The sequence below is a fragment of the Massilia sp. 9096 genome, assembly GCF_000745265.1.
GTDB lineage: Bacteria > Pseudomonadota > Gammaproteobacteria > Burkholderiales > Burkholderiaceae_D > Telluria.
In genome coordinates, this window is record NZ_JQNN01000001.1 from 3,268,215 (window position 1) to 3,286,427 (window position 18,213).

The following is an 18,213-nucleotide window of genomic DNA, read 5'->3' on the forward strand; positions in this document are numbered from 1 at the left end:
TTTCTTATTCCGTAATCAGTGACCGCCGCCGCCGGCGCCGCCGGGCGACTTGACCTTGTCGGCGAACCACAGCACCAGGATGGCCGCCAGCAGGATGAACCCGACCAGCCAGAAGCCGTCGTTGTAGGCCATCACGAAGGCCTCGCGCCGCACGATGCGGTCGATCGCGGCGATCGCCTGGTTGGCCGCGGTGGCCGCGTCCATGCCCTGGCCGATGAACACCTGGGTCAGCGAGTCCAGGCGGCTTTGCGTGGCGGCGGCCGCCATCGACACCGACTCGCCCAGGCGCTCGGAGTGGAAGTGTTCGCGGTTGGTCAGCGCGGTGCCGAGCATCGCGATGCCGACCGAGCCGCCCAGGTTGCGGGTCATGTTGAACAGGCTCGATGCCGACGCCATGTCCTTCATCGGGATGCCGTTCATCGCGAAGTTCGACAGCGTCAGCATCACGAACGGCTGGCCGATCGCGCGGATGACCTGGGTGACCATCAGCTGGTCGTAGCCGGTGGTCGCATCCATGTAGGCGTTCATCATGCACGAGATGCCGAACATCGCCAGGCCGAACATGCACATGATGCGGTTGTCGATCTTGCCCGACAGGCGCGCCACGAACGGCATCACGAACAGCTGCGGCAAGCCCATCCAGGCGATCACTTCACCGATCTGCATCGGCGAGTAGCCAGCGATCTGGCCCAGGTACAGCGGCAGCAGGTACGAGGAGCCGTACAGGCCCATGCCGACCACCGCCGACAGCGCGGTCGCGACCAGGAAGTTGCGCTGCCCATACAGGCGCAGGTTGACGAAGGGGTCGGGCCGCGAAAAGCTCGTCACCACCCAGCCGAGGATGCCGACAATGGACAGCGCGGCGAAGGTGTTCACGAACGGCGAGTCGAACCAGTCCTTGGTATTGCCCTCTTCCAGGAAAATGGTAAGGCTGGCCAGGCCGGTCGCCATCAGCGCGATGCCGAGCCAGTCGGCGTTGAGCAGGACCTTGAGGTTGCGCGGCTCCTTGTCGAGGCCCCAGTACATGCCAGCGATCAGCAGCACGCCAGGCACCCAGTTGATGTAGAAGATCGAGGGCCAGCCGTACAGCTCGGTCAGGTAGCCGCCCAGGGTCGGGCCCATGGCCGGCGCCAGCGTCGCGGTCAGGCCGAACATCGCCATGCCGGTGGCGCGCTTGGCCGGCGGCAGGCGCGTCATCACCAGCGTCATCGCCATCGGGATCAGCGCGCCGCCGGTGAAGCCCTGCAGCATGCGGAACACGATCATGCTGGACAGGCTCCAGGCCGCGCCGCACAGGGTCGAGAACAGCAGGAACAGCGCGGTGGTGCCCATCAGGTAGCGCCGCTGGCCGAGCGCGCGCACGAACAGCGCGGTCAGCGGGATCACCACGATTTCCGCACACAGGTAGGCGGTCGAGACCCACGAACCCTCTTCCTGGGTGGCCGACAGCGCGCCCAGGATGTCACGCAGCGACGAGTTGGTGATCTGGATGTCGAGCACCGCCATGAAGGCGCCCAGCATGCCGGCCGCCACCGCCACCCAGGTGCGCGCATCGATGTGCGACCCGTTGGCGGGTGGAGCGAAGCCCTGCGGCGGCGCCATAGGCTTGGTGGAGGTGGCCATCGTCGTCCTTGTTACTTGGCGGCGGTGGCGGCGTTGGCGCCGGCCGCGTTGTTTTGCGCGCCCTGCTGGCGCAGGTCGACTTCGACTTCGGTCGACATGCCCGGCACCAGGCGGCCCGCGTAGTTCTTCAGGTCTTGCGGCGCGAAGGTGATCTTGACCGGCACGCGCTGGACGATCTTGGTGAAGTTGCCGGTGGCGTTATCGGCCGGCAGCAGCGCGAACTGGTTGCCCGAGGCCGGCGCGAAGCTGTCCACGCGCCCGATCAGCTCTTTCTTGGGCAGCGCGTCGACCGAGATCTTCACCTGCTGGCCCGGCACCAGGCCCGGCAGCTGGGTTTCCTTGAAGTTGGCGACCACCCACACGTCGTCCTGCACGATCGCGGCCAGTTGCTGGCCCGGCTGCACGCGCGCGCCGACTTCGACGCTGCGCTTGCCGATGCGGCCCGACACCGGCGCCACGATCTGGTTGTAGCCGAGCTGCTGCTGGGCGTCCTTCAGCTGGGTCTGCAGCACCTTGACCTGCGACTGCAGCACGGTGCGGGCCGAGTTGGCCGATGAGATCTGGGCCTGGGCGGCGGCGACGTTCTCGCGGCGCGCGGCGACGTCGGCGGCCGCGCCGGCGCGCGCGGCGGTGGCGGCGTCGACTTCGGCGCGCGACACGGCCTTCATCTGCGAATTGAACAGCTGGCCGTAGCGCTGCGCGTCCTGGCGTGCGCGCACCGAGTTGGCTTCGGCCTGGGCGACCTGGGCCTTGGCGGCGGCCGCCTGCGCCTTGGCCTGCTCGATGGCGGCATTCGACTGGACGATCTGCTGCTGCACGCTGGCGATCTGGGCCTGGATGTTATCGACGCGCACGCGCTGGTCGGCCGGATCGAGTTCGACCAGCACGTCGCCGGCCTTGACCACCTGGTTGTCGTCGAACATGACCTTGGTCACGATGCCCGGGATGCGGCCGGAGACGTTGTGCACGTGGCCGGTGACATAGGCATTGTCGGTCTCGACGAAGTTATGGCTGCGGTACCACATGCGGCCACCGGCGACGATAGCCGCGATGGCGATCAGGCCGACCACGATCAGCACGCGCTTGGGCGGGCCCTTGCTGGCATTGGCGGGCACGGCGGCGCCCGGCGGGACGGCGGACGGTTTCTGCTCAACCGTGGTTTGCGTATCAGGCATGAAGCACTCCGGAAAAAAAATAATGAAAATGGTCAATCCCATTATTGGGCAAGATCCGGCGGAAGTCAAGAAATGAAACGGTTGCATTTCATTTTGAAGTGGACTAGAGTGTGGTCATGGACAATTCAACGCAAGACGCCGCCGACTGCCCCGGCAAGTCGGCCGGCCGCCCGAAGGCTGCGGACGTCGAGGCGCGCATGCAGGAGCTGCTGCAGGCTGCCGGCGAGCTGTTCCTGAAGAACGGCTACACCAAGACGAGCCTCGAAGCGATCGCGCGCGCGGCCCACGTGGCGGTGCGCACCATCTACGTCAAGTTCGGCGGCAAGGCCGGCCTGCTCAACGCCGTGCTGGCCGCCAAGCGCGACCATTTCTTCCGCAGCCAGCCGATGGAAACCGATCCGCGCCCGCTGCGCGAGGTGGTCGGCGAATTCGCGCGCCAGATGTACGACATGAAAAACTCGCCGGAAGCGATCGAGCTGCAGCGCGTGGTGATGGCCGAGGCGCCGACCAACCCCGAACTGGCCGAAGCGTTCTGGAACAGCGGCCCCGGCCGCACCCGCGAGATGCTGGCGCGCTATTTCGCCCGTCCCGAGATCCGCGCCCAGATGCGCCCCGACGTGCCGCTCGACCTGCTGCCCAGCCACCTGCTGGCCTGCATCTCGGGCGAGCAGCTGCTGTGCTTCATGCCGCAATTCCGGGTGCGTTCGGTCGAAGATGGCCGGCGCGACCTCGATCGCCGCCTCGACCTGTTCTACCTCAGCGTGCTGCCGGCTTGAGTGGCCGGGTCTATGTGCGCTATCGAACGGACCCGCCTGCTTGCATCGGGCATCCTGGGATCTTTGAAGGAGGATGTCATGAACATGATAAATAAAATGATCAGCGTAGAGCGTCCGTTCTACGAGGAGGCGGCATGAGCAAGTCTTCCCGTTACGAATGGCGTGACCAGCAAGCCGCGCTCCAGGAGCGCATGAAAGGCTTCCTCGAAAACCCGGGCACCGAGCAGCTCGAAGCCGTGGTCGCAGAAATGCGCGCCTATGCTTCCGCCGCCGAGTCCGGCCAGATCGAGATCCCGCAGCGCTGGACCAGCTACAACTGAAACCGGGCCTGGCCCAACCGACATGCCGTCCAGTGCGCTGGGCGGCATTTTTTATGGCTGTGTTCGCGTTAGTTAAGTGAACCAAACGGCGTTGCCGAAGTCTTACGCATTGTCGAGTTAGCCCATCGGGAGTGACGATGCAACGGCCCACCTTCAGCGAATTGTTCGCCCTGCTTTCTGGCGCAACATTGTCCAGCAGCGAGCTGGCGCAATTGCGCGCCTGGATCGCCGGCATCCGCGACCCGACCGAGTGCCTGGCGCTGGTCGAAGCGGCCGCGGCAGGCCGGCCCTGTCCGCATTGCAGCGCTGTGCGGCTGCACCGCTGCGGCCGCGCCAGCGGCTTGCAACGGTTTCGCTGCCTCGGCTGTGCCCGCTCTTTCAATGCCCTGACCGGCACACCGCTGGCGCGGCTGCGCAAGCGCGAGCGCTGGCTGCCCTATCTTCAGTGCATGCTCGAGTCGCGTACCGTACGCCAGGCCGCGCGCGACACGGGCGTGCACCGAACCACGAGTTTTCGCTGGCGCCACCGGTTCGGACCGGGCGCCGCGCACCATCGGCCGTCGATGTTGTCGGCGATCGTCGAAGCCGACGAAACCTATCGCCTCGAATCGCAAAAGGGCGCGCGGCAGTTGACGCGACCGCCCCGGCGACGCGGCGGCGTGGCCAGCCGGCGCGGCATCAACCGCGAGCACGACTGCCTGCTGGTGGTGCGCGATCGCAACGGCCTGACGCTGGATTTTCATACCGGCCGCGGTCCCGTGACGGCAGCACAATTGCGCTCGCGCCTGACACCCGTGCTTTCTCCAGACGTGCTCTTGATCAGCGACAGCGCAGCGGCGTATGCCCGCTTCGCCGCAGAGACCGGGATCACGCACGCGCCCGTCAACCTGCGCGCGGGCCGGCGTGCACGCGGCGCGATCCATCTCCAGAACGTCAATGGCTGGCACAGCCGTTTCAAAAATTGGCTGATGCGCTTCAAAGGTGTTGCCAGCCGTTACCTGGCGAACTATTCTGGGTGGCAGCGGCTACTCGATGCACACGAGTTGAAGACACCTCGCAATGGCTGTGTGCTGCGGTACGTCAAGCTCAGTCAAGGTAGGCTAAAACGTCGACTTAACGCGAACACAGCCTTTTTTATGGCTGTGTTCGCGTTAGTTAAGTGAACCAAACGGCGTTGCCGAAGTCTTACGCATTGTCGAGTTAGCCCATCGGGAGTGACGATGCAAAGGCCCACCTTCAGCGAATTGTTCACCCTGCTTTCTGGCGCAACATTGTCCAGCAGCGAGCTGGCGCAATTGCGCGCCTGGATCGCCGGCATCCGCGACCCGTCCGAGTGCCTGGCGCTGGTCGAAGCGGCCGCGGCAGGCCGGCCCTGTCCGCATTGCAGCGGTATGCGGCTGCACCGCTGCGGCCGCGCCAGCGGCTTGCAACGGTTTCGCTGCCTCGGCTGTGCCCGCTCTTTCAATGCCCTGACCGGCACACCGCTGGCGCGGCTGCGCAAGCGCGAGCGCTGGCTGCCCTATCTTCAGTGCATGCTCGAGTCGCGTACCGTACGCCAGGCCGCGCGCGACACCGGCGTGCACCGAACCACGAGTTTTCGCTGGCGCCACCGGTTCGGACCGGGCGCCGCGCACCATCGGCCGTCGATGTTGTCGGCGATCGTCGAAGCCGACGAAACCTATCGCCTCGAATCGCAAAAGGGCGCGCGGCAGTTGACGCGACCGCCCCGGCGACGCGGCGGCGTGGCCAGCCGGCGCGGCATCAACCGCGAGCACGACTGCCTGCTGGTGGTGCGCGATCGCAACGGCCTGACGCTGGATTTTCATACCGGCCGCGGTCCCGTGACGGCAGCACAATTGCGCTCGCGCCTGACACCCGTGCTTTCTCCAGACGTGCTCTTGATCAGCGACAGTGCAGCGGCGTATGCCCGCTTCGCCGCCGAGACCGGGATCACGCACGCGCCCGTCAACCTGCGCGCGGGCCGGCGTGCACGCGGCGCGATCCATCTCCAGAACGTCAATGGTTGGCACAGCCGTTTCAAAAGCTGGCTGATGCGCTTCAAGGGTGTCGCCAGCCGTTACCTGGCGAACTATTCCGGCTGGCAGCGGTTACTCGATGCACATGAGTTGAAGACACCTGCGCAATGGCTGTGTGCTGCGGTACGTCAAGCTCAGCCAAGGTAGGCTAAAACGTCGACTTAACGCGAACACAGCCTTTTTTATTGCCGATGCAGAAAGTCAATATAGCCGTCGATGAATTCGCGCTGCATGCCGAGGAATTCATCGATGGTCTGGAATTTGGACTCCTTCTGCTGCAGCAGGTAAGCCGTAACGATGACCTCGCGCTGGGGCACGAAGATGTGCAGCATTGCCGGCACGCTGCCGCTCAGGTTCAGCGCATTCTGCGTGCATAGCGCATAGTCGTAGCCCTGTATGCTGCCGCTCTCGTAGCTCACGTAAGCCTTGCCCCTGGACACCACCCGGTCCAGCTTCGCGCGCACGTCCGGATGCGCGCCGACATACGCGTCGACGTGCGCCTTCATGCGCGCGCACGCGTGCGTGAGCGCGTCCAGCACGGTTGCCTTGTCCTGGGCGTAATGGCCGGGCACGCTGAACTCGATCTTGGCGTTGGCAAAGTACTGCGTTCCCGGAAACGCGTACATGGCGCGCACGCCGTCGGCGACGCTGACTTTTTCCTGGCGCGACGGCGCGCCCTCCTGTTCAGCCGCGACCTCGACCATGCGCCATGGCGGGCCGGCGTCGCGCACGCGCGCGAGCTCGACCAGGGTCAGGCCGTTGGGAAATTCGGTCGGGACCAGCTTGGCGAACGGCGCGGGCGGGGTCGGCGTGTCCGCGGCGACGGCCTGGGCCACTACGGACAATGGCAAGCACAGCAGCGCGTATCGAATGACGGCCTGGATCATGGTCGGCTCCATCGGGTGGTTGGACGCTCAAGGTACCCAATCGGCGCTCGTCACAAATACATGCATTGTCACGCTGGCGGTTTTTTCCGCCGGGGCCCGCCGCGCGAGCCGGGAGGTATCGCGCAGCGCCACCCACACGCGGCGGTGTTGCGGTTTTACTGCGACACCAGCACGAACCGGAAGCTCGGTTCGATGCCCCGCGCGTGCAGGACGCGCACGATGTCTTCCAGCGTCGCGTCCCTGAGCAGCAGGCCGTCCGGCACGCCGGATGGCGCGGGCGTCGGGCCGAATGCGGGCGCCAGCGCAGGCGCTTGCGCCGGCACCGTCGCCGGCTGCATCGCCTGCAGCGCGGCGGGAACGAGCGGCGGCAGCGTCACCATCGGCTGTGCCGCCGGTTTGGCGGCGCGCGCCGCTTGCAGCCGATCGCGCGCCTGCACGAACTGCGCCGCGTCGATGTTGTCCAGGCCTTCCAGGAAGGCGGCCTGCCCGGCCAGCGGAGGCGCCATCTCCAGCCCGGACTCGTCGGCGAACGAGGCGCCCATGCCGGGATGGATGAAGGCGGCCCACTTGCCGCTCCTTGGATTCAGGCAGGGCGGCAGGTAGACCGGCGCGCTGGCGGCGTCGGGATCGAGCTCGATCTCCGGAAAATAAGCCTGGCGTAGCAGCTCGAGGAAGGCCTGGGCCTCGCTCGAGGGCACCGGATCGGCCAGCGACAGCCACAGATAAAACGCGCTGGCGCCGTTGATGCTCACCGCCGGCGCCGGCAGGCCGAGATCGCCCTGCAGCGCGTTCGCGACGTCGCACAGGCGCGTCCAGTGGCGGCCTTCCGGCGCGCCCGGCACGCGCCGGAACGGAATGGCCAGGCCGCGCGTCAGGCCGTCGGCCGTGGTCAGCTTGATGGCGAGCGTAGTCTGGCCGAGGATGTGCTGGGCCAGCGCCTCGCGCGTGACGGCTTCGGGCGCCAGGTACAGGCGCGCCAGTTCTGCGATCAGTTTTTCCATGGGCGGCGCCTCAGTCAAGGTCAACCCGGCTCAATCCAGGCCGCCGCGGCGCGCCGCGTTCTTCCCCAGCGCCGCCAGGTCGAGGTCGACGTCGCCATGGTCGACCGCTTCCTTGAACAGGCCCTGCAGCGCATCGCCGAAGGCCAGCGGCAGGTTCGTGCCCTGCCCCGCTTCCACCGCCAGGCGCACATCCTTCTGGCCCAGCGTCAGCTTGAAGCCCGGCGGGCTGTAGCGCTGCTGCGCGATCATGCCGCCATAGCCTTTATAAACCGGCGAGCCGGCGAACAAGGTGTTGGTGATCAGGTCGATGAAGCTCTCGGCCGGGATGCCATGCGCGCGCGCGAGCGCGGTGCCTTCGCCGGTGGCTTCGATCGCGCAGGCCAGCATCAGGTTGCAGGCCAGCTTGATCGCGTTGGCCTGCTCCGGTTCGTTCCCGAAGCGCCAGGTCTTCTGGCCGATCAGGTCGAACAAAGGCTGCACGCGCGCGATCAGCTCGTCGCTGCCGCCGGCCAGGATGTTCAGCTTGCCCGCCTCGGCGACGTCGACCCGGCCCAGCACCGGCGCCGCCACGTAGCCGATGCCCTTTTGCTGGTGCAGCGCGGCCATCTCGCGCGCGAACGCGACCGAGACGGTGGCCATGTTGACGTGGATGCTGCCGGGCGCCATCGCGTCCAGCACGCCGCCGTCGATCATCACCTCGCGCGTGGCCTTGTCGTCGGCCAGCATGGTGAATACGATGTCGGCGATGCCGCATTCGGCGGCGCTGGCGGCCGGCTTGGCGCCCTTCTCGGCCAGCGCCTGCACGGGCGCCGGATTGCGGTTCCAGACGTGGACCGGCTGGCCGGAGCGCAGCAGGTTGGCGGCCATGTTGTGGCCCATGGCGCCCAGGCCGATGAATGCGATAGTCATGTGAAACTCCTCCTTCTGTCTTGTTGGCGTGGACGCTATTAGACCAGCAATCCCGCGCGCGCGCAGGGCAGCACGCAGGGCTGCGCACGCCATCCGCGGTCAATACTCGCGCACGGCTGAACGCGGGTGCCAGCGCATGGCGCCGGTTCGGGTTACTCTGGCAGTCCGGATGACGCTGTCGGAGTAGCCTGTTCATGTCCAAGTTCTTCATCAATCGTCCGATCTTTGCGATCGTGCTCGCGCTGCTGATCATGCTGGCAGGCGGGCTGTCGATCTTCAAATTGCCGGTCGAGCAGTTCCCGCCGGTCGCGCCGCCCTCGGTGCAGATCAGCGCGAGCTATGCCGGCGCCTCGGCCGAGACCATGCAGAACACGGTGGTGCAGGTGATCGAGCAGCAGATGAGCGGCATCGACAACCTGCTCTACCTGAGCTCGACCAGCGACGACACCGGCCAGTCGACCACCACGCTGACCTTCTCGACCGGCACCAACTCCGACATCGCCCAGGTCCAGGTGCAGAACAAACTGCAGCTGGCGATGCCGCTGCTGCCGACCCAGGTGCAGCAGTCCGGCGTGCGCGTGACCAAGTCGACCAGCGACTTCCTGATGGTGGTCGGCTTCGTCTCGCGCGACCACAGCATGAGCAAGTACGACATCGCCGACTTCGTCGCCTCCAAGATCCAGGATCCGATCAGCCGCCTGAACGGCGTCGGCAACCTGAACGTGTTCGGCACCCAGTACGCGATGCGCATCTGGCTCGACCTGTCGAAACTCAACGAATACCAGCTGAACCCGACCGACGTCACGGCCGCGCTGACGGCGCAGAACGTGCAGATCTCGGCCGGCCAGCTCGGCGGCCCGCCCGCGTCCAACGCGCAGCAGCTGGCCGCGACCATCACCGAATCGACGCTGCTGCGCACGCCCGAGGACTTCGGCAACGTGGTGCTCAAGTCGCAGCAGAGCGGCGGCCAGGTGCTGCTCAAGGACGTGGCGCGCATCGTGCGCGGCGCCGAGAACTACCAGACCGACAACCGCTACAACGGCCAGCCCGCCTCCGGCCTGGGCGTCCAGCTGGCGCCGGGCGCGAATGCCCTGAATACCGCGGACGAGGTGCGCAAGCGCCTGGGCGAACTGAAATCGCTGTTCCCGCCCGGCCTGGAAGTGGTCTACCCGAACGACGTCACGCCCTTCATCAAGGTTTCGATCGAGGAAGTGGTCAAGACGCTCATCGAAGGCATCGTGCTGGTCGTGCTGGTGATGTACCTGTTCATGCAGAACATCCGCGCCACCCTGATCCCGTCGATCACGGTGCCGGTGGTCCTGCTCGGCACCTTCGGCCTGATGGCGGCGCTCGGCTTCACGATCAACACGCTGTCGATGTTCGGCCTGGTGCTGGCGATCGGCCTGCTGGTCGACGACGCCATCGTGGTGGTCGAGAACGTCGAACGCATCATGCGCGAGGAAAAGCTGGAAGCGCGCGAGGCAACGATCAAGGCGATGGACCAGATCGGCACCGCGCTGGTCGGCGTGGCGATGGTGCTGTGTGCGGTGTTCGTGCCGGTCGCTTTCGCCCCGGGCACCGTGGGCGCGATCTACCGCGAGTTCGCGCTGACCATCGTGGCCTCGATGCTGCTGTCGGTGTTCGTCGCGCTGTCGCTCACACCGGCGCTGTGCGCGACCATCCTGCGCCATTCGGAAGAGCACAAGACCGGCTTTTTCGGCTGGTTCAACCGCGGCTTCGAGAGCACGCGCGAGCATTACGTGCGCTATTCGAAGGCGGTGGCCAACCGCATGGTGCTGTGGCTGGCGGTGTTCGCGGCGCTGGTCGCCGTGACCGTGTTCCTGTTCCTGCGCCTGCCGACTTCCTTCCTGCCCAACGAAGACCAGGGCTTCCTGTACGTGCAGGTGCAATCCCCGGCCGGCACCAGCCAGGCGCGCACGGGCCAGGTGCTGGACGACATCAGCAACTACCTGCTGCGCGAGGAAAAGTCGATGGTGACGGCCGCGTTCTCGGTCAACGGGGTCAGCAACGCCGGCCGCGGCCAAAACCAGGGCCGGATGTTCGTGCAGCTCAAACCGTGGGACGAGCGCAAGGACGACGACCTGAGCGTCGAGGCGCTGCAAAAGCGGCTCACGAAACGCTTCGGCACGCACAACCAGGCGCTCATCTTCGCCACCAGCCCTCCGCCGATCCGCGGCCTGGGCAGCGCAGCCGGCTTCGACTTCGAGCTCGAGGACCGCGGCGGCCTGGGTCACGACGCGCTCGCGCGCGCCCGCGAGCAGATGCTGAACGGCGCGCGCCACCACTCGGTCCTGGCGCAGGTGCGCTACAACGGCGTGACCGACAGCCCCGGATTTAAGGTGGACGTCGACCGCCAGAAGGCCAGCGTGTTCGGCGTCAACCCGTCCGACATCGACCAGTCCTTCTCGGTCGCCTGGGGTTCGCGCTACGTCAACAACTTCCTCGATACCGACAACCGCATCAAGAAGGTCTACGTGCAGGCCGACGCGCCCTATCGCATGAACCCGGGCGACCTGGATCGCCTGTTCGTCCGCGGCGCCAACAACACCATGGTGCCGTTCACCGCGGTGACCTCGAGCCACTGGATCACCGCGCCGTCGCAGTTGCAGCGCTACAACGGCGTCGAGGCGATGGAACTGCAGGGCCAGGGCGCGCCCGGCCAGAGCTCGGGCCAGGCGATGGACGCGATGGAAGAACTGGCCAAGCAGCTGCCGAAAGGGATCGGCTTCGAGTGGACCGGCACCTCGCTGCAGCAGCAGCAATCGAGCAGCCAGGCGCCGCTGCTGTATGCGCTGTCGATCGTGGTGGTGTTCCTGAGCCTGGCCGCGCTGTACGAAAGCTGGTCGATTCCGTTCGCCGTCATCCTGGTCGTGCCGATCGGCATACTGGGCGCGGTCGCGGCCACCATGCTGCGCGGCCTGACCAACGACGTTTACTTCCAGGTCGGCCTGCTGGTGACGATCGGCCTGTCGGCCAAGAACGCGATCCTGGTCGACGAATTCGCGCACGCGCGCCAGGGCGAGGGCGTATCCGCGCTGGACGCAGCCCTGGAAGCCGCGCACATGCGGATCCGCCCGATCGTGATGACCTCGATGGCCTTCGTGCTGGGCGTGCTGCCGCTGGCGATCTCGCGCGGCGCCGGCGCGCAAAGCCAGCATGCGATCGGCACCGGCGTCATCGGCGGCATGCTGGCGGCCACGTTTCTCGCGACCTTGATGATTCCGATGTTTTATATCGCGGTGGACAAGGTGCTCGGGCGGCACAAGAAGGACAAGAAGCCGGGGCCGCAGGACAAGAATGACCCCGGCGCGCCCGATCCGGCGCCGGCCGATGCGGCGGTGGCGAAATAGGCCGCGCAGCGGGCGCGCCGGCTCGGGGGATGCTCGATATGTCTCTTATTTACCAAGGATCACGCACGATTTCCCACTGATGTTCGTTCATCTGCCGGACTGGACACGACGGGTGTATGATGACCGCCGATCGCTTCATACCCAGTAGAGGAAACGATGACCAGCACCATTCGTACGTCGGGCATCGATGCCGTGGGCGATATCCCGTGGGGTTCCCACTTCTGCCAGTTCTATCAGCAAGAACAGGATCTGGTCGAGACGCTCGTCCCGTATTTCACGGCGGGACTGGCGGCCAATGAAGCATGCCTATGGGTAACGCCTCTCACTTTCGACACCGACAAGGCCAGGCGCTTGCTTGCCGAATCGGTGCCCGACCTGGACGCTTATCTGTCGAGCGGGCAGATGCAAATCGTGTCGATGGGCGACTGGTATCAGGCGTCGAGCGGATTCGAGCCGGAGCAGGTATTGGCAAGCTGGCTGGAACGCGAAGCCCGTTGTCGAGAGCAGGGTTTCGTGGGTTTGCGCCTGACCGGCGACACCAGCTGGGTGGAGGGTTCCGGCTGGGATGAATTCATGGCCTACGAAAGCCAGGTGAACGACGCCTTCAACCGGCGTAATCTGGTCGCGCTGTGCACCTACAGCCTGGACAAGTGCAACCCATCCGACGTGCTCGACGTATGCCGCCATCACCAGTTCGCCCTCGCCCGCCGCGACGGCGAATGGGAACTGTTGGAAAGCTCGGCGCTCAAGGTCGCCAAAGACCGCCTGATCCAGCTCAACAGCGAGCTCGAAGAGCGGGTCGAGGTGCGTACGGCGGCGCTGAACGCCGCCCTGCATGCGCGCGACGAGTTTCTCGCCATGCTCGGCCATGAATTGCGCAATCCGCTCGCGCCGATTCGCACCGCTGCCGAAGTCATTCATACGTGCGCGCCCGAAGGCTCCGTCATCGCCACGAGCGCGGCAATCCTGACCCGGCAGGCGAATCACCTGACGCGCCTGGTCGACGACCTGCTCGACGCCGCGCGCGTGACGCAGGGACAGATCCAGCTCGAGCGCAAGCCGGTGTCGCTGGCAGACGTCATCGACACGGCGGTCGAGCAATCGCGCGTCCTGATCGACCAGCGCGGGCATGCGCTCTCGGTCGCGGTGCCCAACCGCGCGGTCCACGTGCATGCGGATGCGACCCGGCTGGCCCAGGTGTTCGGCAACCTGCTCAACAATGCCGCCAAATACACGCCGGACGGCGGCGACGTCGCGATCGGCGCCAAGATCAAGGACGGCATCGCGACCATCACGGTCAAGGACAACGGCACCGGCATTCCGGGACCGATGCTCGACGCCGTGTTCGATTTGTTCACCCAGCTGCCGCGCTCGCTGGCGCGCGCCGATGGCGGCCTCGGCATCGGCTTGACGCTGGCGCGCCGCATCGTCGACATGCATGAAGGCAGCATCGAAGCCTTCAGCGAAGGCGCCGACACCGGCAGCGTGTTCACCGTGCGGCTCGCCGTATGCGACGCGCCCGGCGCCGCCGACGGCATCGCAGCGAAAACCATCTCGAACACCGCGCCGGCCAGCCGGATCCTGATCGTCGACGACAATGCCGACGCGCGCGAGGCCATGGCCACCATGATGTCCTTGCACGGCCATGAGGTCGCGACCGCGGACGACGGCTTGACCGGCATCGACAAGGTGAAGTCCATGCGCCCGGACCTGGTCGTCCTGGACATCGGCCTGCCCGACATGAGCGGGTACGACGTCGCCAGACAGCTGCGCGCACTGGACCTCTCGCCGGCGCCCAGGCTGATCGCCTTGACCGGCTATGGCCAGGCGTCGGATCGCGCCCTGAGCAAGGAAGCCGGATTCGATGCCCACCTGCTCAAGCCGGCGACGTTCGAGGACGTGTTGTCGACGCTGGCGCGGCTCGGGGCGCACTGAGCCGCTGGCGACCGGCCACGCCGGCGTTACCGGTCCAGGACCCGCTCGAACGCCAGCGCGATCCGGTCCATCCCGGCCTGGGTCGGATGGTAGGCGACGGGTTCCTTCCAGCCGGGCGTGCGCGCCGGGTGGTAGCCGGTGATGTAGTTCGCCGGCGCACAGGCATCGTGGCCCGCGCTGATCGATGCGGCCGGCACCAGGTCGACGTGGTTGCGCGCCGCGGTGGATTCGAACACCCGTGTCAGCCGCGTCATCGTGTCGCGCATGCGCTGGGCGTCCGCCGGCGCCAGCGGCAATGCCGCGCACAGCGGTTGGGTAGCGCCAGCCGCTGCGGGCAGCGCAGGCAGGTAGCCCACCAGCACGACGCGCGCATGCGGCGCGCGCGCCCGCACGGCCGCGATCACGCGATCGAGTTTTGCGGGCAGCTCGGCAAAGCGCTTCTCCAGCGTCGCCGTGTCCGAGACCCCGCACTTGTCCTTGTGTTCGAAGCGGCACGAAAAGCCGTACAGGTCGCCCACGTAAGCCACGTCGTTGCCGCCGATGAGGATGGAGACCAGCTGCGTGTCCGCCGTCACCGCCTCGATCTGCGCCGGGAAGCCGTGCTGTCCATGGTCCAGGACGTTGTCGGTGGTGGCGCCCGAGCAGGACACGTCCACCAGGTCGAGGTGGCGATGCGCGGCGACCGTGCGCGCGTAATTCGTCAGCGAGCGCGCGCAGCCGCCGCTGGCCGGGTCGGGTCGGCCGACGCCGGGACCGGCGGCGTAGGAGCTGCCCATCGAGACGAAGCGCGCGGCCTGGGCGCTGGCGCTGGCGGGCATGGCGGCCAGGGCGCTCATCGCGAGCAGGCCGGCGGCGAATGCCGTGGTCGTGCGGTTCATCGTCTTGGATTTCATCGGCTTGCTCGCTCCTTGTCGCACTAAAGGTAATCAATAACGCTACCATAAGCGCGCTGTTCAGGTCAGTCAGGCGCTGCCAATCGCGTCGAACGCGCATAATCATCGGACCGATTCACAAGCTATCGAGGAGGCCGCATGAGCAAACTGGACCAGGAAGACCGGGACGACATCTCCACCCGACAATTCGCTTTTCCCAAGCAGCGCAAGGAACCGCTGGAAGACGCCAGCCACGTACGCAACGCCATCGCGCGTTTCGACCAGGTCAAGGACGTCACGGACCACGAGCGGGACGAGGCATGGAAACGCATTCGCGCCGCGGCAAAGAAGTTTGACGTGGAAATGAATGAAAGCGACTGGCGCGAAGTGGGGAGCGGCAAGAAAGACGAGCATTGAGCCGCGTAGTCGCAACGCATGAGTGAGGCTAATTTATGTCACTTGGGTCACGGAGCCGATGCATGGCGACGTGGTAATGAAGCCAACCTTAACGATAAACACAAGTTTTCCTCCCATTTGCGCACTCATGCGGGTAAGCACAGTCAGTCGAGCTGTGCGAAATTCGTACGTAGAGCGCTAGAAGCCGGCGGAGCCGATACGACAGGTCATCCTACGTTTGCCAAGCAATATGGACTAACGCTGTTGAGTAATGGCTTTCACGCGATCACGGTTGACGATCCGGACAAATTCCAATTCCAAGAAGGTGACATTGTCGTAATGCAGCCGACCGGCCATGGGAATCCAGCCGGTCACATTGCCGGTTACGATGGAAAGGGATGGGTATCGGACTTCGTCCAGAGAAGCTTCTGGCCAGGCCCGGCATATGAAAAGAAGAAACCCGGTTATGTCGTCTATCGCCGTTAAACAGCTTAGTGCGCTCGTAGTGGCCGCTGCAGCAATTGGATGGACCGGCATGGCTGTCGCCGCGAAAGCAGATCCCGAGACGGCCGTGGTCGCGAAACTGTACGAGGATTTCGCCTGGCAAGCGATGACAGGCCAGCCCGACTTGTTTGGCCAGGACGTCAGTCATCTGAACAGACGCGCGCTCGAACAGTATTTCGCGCCCGCGCTGGCCGACTTATTGCTCCAGAACGCCGCCTGCGAAGTCAAATATCAAGGCATCTGCAATCTCGACTTCGATCTGCTATTCGCCTCCCAGGATCCGCTTGTGTCTGATCTCGAAATCACGGCATGAGCCCCAGGAAAGGTGTCCGTTACATTTATCAACCCAGTAGACCAGACGAAAACGAAGATCGATTTCCAAATCAAGCGAATCGGCGGGACTCCAAAGATTACTGATGTCATCTACCGCATGCCCGATCCATCCTCTCTCGTGAAGATGTTGTCGCAAAAAATCCCATAAAAAAACCGGGACACACGGTCCCGGTTTTCAGATCCAGCTGACAGCCCCGATCAACGCTTGCGCGGCGGCGGCAAGTCCGTGCAGACGCCTTCGTACACCTCGGCGGCCATGCCGATCGACTCGCCCAGCGTCGGGTGCGGGTGGATGGTCTTGCCGATGTCGGTGCCGTCCGCGCCCATCTCGATCGCCAGCGCGATCTCGCCGATCATGTCGCCGGCGCTGGTGCCGACGATGGTGCCGCCGACGATGCGGTGCGTCTCGGCGTCGAACAGCAGCTTGGTGAAGCCTTCCGGACGGCCGTTGGCCACCGCGCGGCCCGAGGCGGCCCACGGGAAGTGGCCCTTCTCGACCTTGACGCCCTGCTGCTTGGCTTCCTCTTCGGTCAAGCCGACCCACGCCACTTCCGGATCGGTGTAGGCCACCGACGGGATCACCTTGGCGTCGAAGAAGGCCTTCTCGCCGTGCGCGGCTTCGGCAGCGACGTGGGCTTCATGCACCGCCTTGTGGGCCAGCATCGGCTGGCCGACCAGGTCGCCGATCGCGAAGATGTGCGGCACGTTGGTGCGCATCTGGCCGTCCACGCCGATGAAGCCGCGGTCGGTCACCGCGACACCGGCTGCTTCCGCGCCGATCTTCTTGCCGTTCGGGCTGCGGCCGACGGCCACCAGCACCAGGTCGTAGGTCTGCGGCGCTGGCGCAGGCTGGCCGGCGTCGGCCGACTCGAACGTGACCTTGATCCCTTCCGGCAGCGCTTCCACGCCGACGGTCTTGGTCTTCAACATGATGTTGTCGAAGCGGTGCGCGTTGTACTTCTGCCAGACCTTGACGGCCTCGCGGTCGGCGCCCTGCATCAGGCCGTCCATCATCTCGACCACGTCGATGCGGGCACCCAGCGTCGAGTACACGGTCGCCATTTCCAGGCCGATGATGCCGCCGCCGATGACCAGCATGCGCTTGGGGACCTGGCGCAGTTCCAGCGCGCCGGTCGAATCGACGATGCGCGGATCTTCCGGCACGAACGGCAGTTTCACGACCGAGGAACCGGCCGCGATGATCGCCTTCTGGAACTTGACGACCTTCTTGGCGCCGTCGGCGGCGGTCACTTCGATGTGGTTCGGGCTCAGGAACTTGCCGACGCCCTGCACCACGTTGACCTTGCGGCCCTTGGCCATGCCGGCCAGGCCGCCGGTCATGGTCTTGATCACGCCGTCCTTGTACGCGCGCAGCTTGTCGATGTCGACTTGCGGCTTGGCGAAGGATACGCCGAGATCGGCCATGTGCGCGGTCTCGTCCATGATGTGCGCCACGTGCAGCAGCGCCTTGGACGGGATGCAGCCGACGTTCAGGCAGACCCCGCCCAGGCTCGCGTACTTCTCGACCAGCACGGTGTTCATGCCGAGATCGGCCGAGCGGAAGGCGGCCGAGTAGCCGCCCGGACCCGCGCCCAGCACCATCATTTCGCATTCGACGTCGACCGGGCCGTCGTAGCTGGCCGCGTTCGGCGCCGGCACCGAGTTCGGCGTGGCCGCATCCAGCTTGTGGGCCGGCGCGTACGAGTCGGTCGGGCCGGCGGCTGCGGTCGGGGCCACGGCCTGCGCGCCGATCTGGGCGGCAGGCTTGTCCGACGGCGCGCCCGCGGCCGGGGCGGCCGGAGCAGCGGCAGGCGCCGAAGAACCCGCACCCGCCTCTTCCGAAATCGTCAGCAGCAGCGAACCTTCGTTCACCTTGTCGCCGACGTTGACCTTCAGTTCCTGCACGACGCCGGCGTGGGTAGACGGAATCTCCATGCTGGCCTTGTCGGACTCCACGGTGACCAGCGACTGGTCGACCTTGATGGTGTCGCCCGGCTTGACCATCAGTTCGATGATCTCGACGTCCTTGAAATCGCCGATATTCGGGACTTTGACTTCGATAATGCTCATGGGGT

16 protein-coding genes are annotated in these 18,213 nt (G+C 65.7%); 9 read left to right on the forward strand and 7 right to left on the reverse strand.

The window, feature by feature from the left end:
* Positions 1-15 precede the first annotated feature (15 nt).
* Together FA90_RS14040 and FA90_RS14045 are read right to left on the reverse strand one after the other, a co-directional pair.
* Positions 16-1,623, reverse strand: coding sequence for a DHA2 family efflux MFS transporter permease subunit (locus FA90_RS14040; RefSeq protein WP_036169681.1), 1,608 nt, complete (start codon positions 1,621-1,623; stop codon positions 16-18).
* 11 nt (positions 1,624-1,634) lie between these two features.
* Complete coding sequence (locus FA90_RS14045; RefSeq protein WP_036169683.1) at positions 1,635-2,798, reverse strand: HlyD family secretion protein; 1,164 nt, start codon at positions 2,796-2,798, stop codon at positions 1,635-1,637.
* 116 nt (positions 2,799-2,914) lie between these two features.
* Between FA90_RS14045 and FA90_RS14050 the strand changes: the two genes are divergently transcribed.
* The 4 genes from FA90_RS14050 (at position 2,915) to FA90_RS14065 (ending at position 6,077) form a co-directional block, all read left to right on the forward strand.
* Entirely contained in the window at positions 2,915-3,574 is a 660-nt protein-coding gene (locus FA90_RS14050) for a TetR/AcrR family transcriptional regulator (RefSeq protein WP_036169685.1), read from the forward strand.
* Between the two features lie 134 nt (positions 3,575-3,708).
* Positions 3,709-3,894: a hypothetical protein gene (locus FA90_RS14055; protein ID WP_036169687.1), complete on the forward strand. Its 186-nt coding sequence runs from the start codon at positions 3,709-3,711 to the stop codon at positions 3,892-3,894.
* A 137-nt stretch (positions 3,895-4,031) separates the two neighbouring features.
* Positions 4,032-5,057: an IS1595 family transposase gene (locus FA90_RS14060; protein ID WP_051971788.1), complete on the forward strand. Its 1,026-nt coding sequence runs from the start codon at positions 4,032-4,034 to the stop codon at positions 5,055-5,057.
* A gap of 57 nt (positions 5,058-5,114) precedes the next feature.
* Complete coding sequence (locus FA90_RS14065) at positions 5,115-6,077, forward strand: IS1595 family transposase (RefSeq protein WP_036169689.1); 963 nt, start codon at positions 5,115-5,117, stop codon at positions 6,075-6,077.
* Positions 6,078-6,112: 35 nt separating this feature from the next.
* On the opposite strand, the gene FA90_RS14070 is transcribed toward FA90_RS14065, so the two are convergent.
* The 3 genes from FA90_RS14070 to FA90_RS14080 all read right to left on the reverse strand — a co-directional run bounded on the left by FA90_RS14070 (position 6,113) and on the right by FA90_RS14080 (position 8,820).
* Positions 6,113-6,817 (reverse strand): hypothetical protein, encoded by a 705-nt coding sequence (locus tag FA90_RS14070; protein WP_156116707.1) that lies wholly within the window; start codon positions 6,815-6,817, stop codon positions 6,113-6,115.
* Between the two features lie 155 nt (positions 6,818-6,972).
* Positions 6,973-7,818, reverse strand: a complete 846-nt coding sequence (locus FA90_RS14075) for a hypothetical protein (protein WP_036169695.1) — start codon at positions 7,816-7,818, stop codon at positions 6,973-6,975.
* 30 nt (positions 7,819-7,848) lie between these two features.
* Positions 7,849-8,820 (reverse strand): NAD(P)-dependent oxidoreductase, encoded by a 972-nt coding sequence (locus tag FA90_RS14080; RefSeq protein WP_081933853.1) that lies wholly within the window; start codon positions 8,818-8,820, stop codon positions 7,849-7,851.
* A 101-nt stretch (positions 8,821-8,921) separates the two neighbouring features.
* Between FA90_RS14080 and FA90_RS14085 the strand changes: the two genes are divergently transcribed.
* Positions 8,922-12,098: an efflux RND transporter permease subunit gene (locus FA90_RS14085; RefSeq protein WP_081933854.1), complete on the forward strand. Its 3,177-nt coding sequence runs from the start codon at positions 8,922-8,924 to the stop codon at positions 12,096-12,098.
* A 156-nt stretch (positions 12,099-12,254) separates the two neighbouring features.
* On the forward strand, positions 12,255-14,033 hold the full coding sequence (locus FA90_RS25045; RefSeq protein WP_051971789.1) for an MEDS domain-containing protein: 1,779 nt from the start codon (positions 12,255-12,257) through the stop codon (positions 14,031-14,033).
* A gap of 26 nt (positions 14,034-14,059) precedes the next feature.
* Here FA90_RS25045 and FA90_RS14095 read toward each other — a convergent pair whose 3' ends face one another.
* Positions 14,060-14,926 carry an SGNH/GDSL hydrolase family protein gene (locus FA90_RS14095; RefSeq protein WP_051971790.1) on the reverse strand — a complete coding sequence of 289 codons (867 nt, stop codon included), beginning with the start codon at positions 14,924-14,926 and terminating at the stop codon, positions 14,060-14,062.
* A gap of 138 nt (positions 14,927-15,064) precedes the next feature.
* Between FA90_RS14095 and FA90_RS14100 the strand changes: the two genes are divergently transcribed.
* From FA90_RS14100 to FA90_RS14105, 3 genes are read left to right on the forward strand one after another with little or no spacing between them, the layout of a single operon-like run.
* On the forward strand, positions 15,065-15,322 hold the full coding sequence (locus FA90_RS14100; protein ID WP_036169697.1) for a DUF6582 domain-containing protein: 258 nt from the start codon (positions 15,065-15,067) through the stop codon (positions 15,320-15,322).
* Between the two features lie 18 nt (positions 15,323-15,340).
* Positions 15,341-15,787: a CHAP domain-containing protein gene (locus tag FA90_RS25740; RefSeq protein ID WP_197065302.1), complete on the forward strand. Its 447-nt coding sequence runs from the start codon at positions 15,341-15,343 to the stop codon at positions 15,785-15,787.
* A complete protein-coding gene (locus FA90_RS14105; protein WP_036169700.1) occupies positions 15,768-16,118 on the forward strand; it encodes a hypothetical protein in 351 nt (116 codons plus the stop codon). Before FA90_RS25740 ends, FA90_RS14105 begins: the two co-directional genes overlap by 20 nt.
* A gap of 218 nt (positions 16,119-16,336) precedes the next feature.
* Here FA90_RS14105 and lpdA read toward each other — a convergent pair whose 3' ends face one another.
* A complete protein-coding gene (lpdA, locus tag FA90_RS14110) occupies positions 16,337-18,208 on the reverse strand; it encodes a dihydrolipoyl dehydrogenase (RefSeq protein WP_036169702.1) in 1,872 nt (623 codons plus the stop codon).
* Between the last annotated feature and the right edge of the window lie 5 nt (positions 18,209-18,213).

What these genes read in the sequence shown, in the direction of transcription:
- FA90_RS14040 (WP_036169681.1), bottom strand. Translation starts at nt 1,623, where the DNA reads ATGGCCACCTCCACCAAGCCTATGGCGCCGCCGCAGGGCTTCGCTCCA.
- FA90_RS14045 (WP_036169683.1), bottom strand. Translation starts at nt 2,798, where the DNA reads ATGCCTGATACGCAAACCACGGTTGAGCAGAAACCGTCCGCCGTCCCG.
- FA90_RS14050 (WP_036169685.1), top strand. Translation starts at nt 2,915, where the DNA reads ATGGACAATTCAACGCAAGACGCCGCCGACTGCCCCGGCAAGTCGGCC.
- FA90_RS14055 (WP_036169687.1), top strand. Translation starts at nt 3,709, where the DNA reads ATGAGCAAGTCTTCCCGTTACGAATGGCGTGACCAGCAAGCCGCGCTC.
- FA90_RS14060 (WP_051971788.1), top strand. Translation starts at nt 4,032, where the DNA reads ATGCAACGGCCCACCTTCAGCGAATTGTTCGCCCTGCTTTCTGGCGCA.
- FA90_RS14065 (WP_036169689.1), top strand. Translation starts at nt 5,115, where the DNA reads ATGCAAAGGCCCACCTTCAGCGAATTGTTCACCCTGCTTTCTGGCGCA.
- FA90_RS14070 (WP_156116707.1), bottom strand. Translation starts at nt 6,817, where the DNA reads ATGATCCAGGCCGTCATTCGATACGCGCTGCTGTGCTTGCCATTGTCC.
- FA90_RS14075 (WP_036169695.1), bottom strand. Translation starts at nt 7,818, where the DNA reads ATGGAAAAACTGATCGCAGAACTGGCGCGCCTGTACCTGGCGCCCGAA.
- FA90_RS14080 (WP_081933853.1), bottom strand. Translation starts at nt 8,820, where the DNA reads ATGGCGTGCGCAGCCCTGCGTGCTGCCCTGCGCGCGCGCGGGATTGCT.
- FA90_RS14085 (WP_081933854.1), top strand. Translation starts at nt 8,922, where the DNA reads ATGTCCAAGTTCTTCATCAATCGTCCGATCTTTGCGATCGTGCTCGCG.
- FA90_RS25045 (WP_051971789.1), top strand. Translation starts at nt 12,255, where the DNA reads ATGACCAGCACCATTCGTACGTCGGGCATCGATGCCGTGGGCGATATC.
- FA90_RS14095 (WP_051971790.1), bottom strand. Translation starts at nt 14,926, where the DNA reads ATGAAATCCAAGACGATGAACCGCACGACCACGGCATTCGCCGCCGGC.
- FA90_RS14100 (WP_036169697.1), top strand. Translation starts at nt 15,065, where the DNA reads ATGAGCAAACTGGACCAGGAAGACCGGGACGACATCTCCACCCGACAA.
- FA90_RS25740 (WP_197065302.1), top strand. Translation starts at nt 15,341, where the DNA reads ATGAGTGAGGCTAATTTATGTCACTTGGGTCACGGAGCCGATGCATGG.
- FA90_RS14105 (WP_036169700.1), top strand. Translation starts at nt 15,768, where the DNA reads ATGTCGTCTATCGCCGTTAAACAGCTTAGTGCGCTCGTAGTGGCCGCT.
- lpdA (WP_036169702.1), bottom strand. Translation starts at nt 18,208, where the DNA reads ATGAGCATTATCGAAGTCAAAGTCCCGAATATCGGCGATTTCAAGGAC.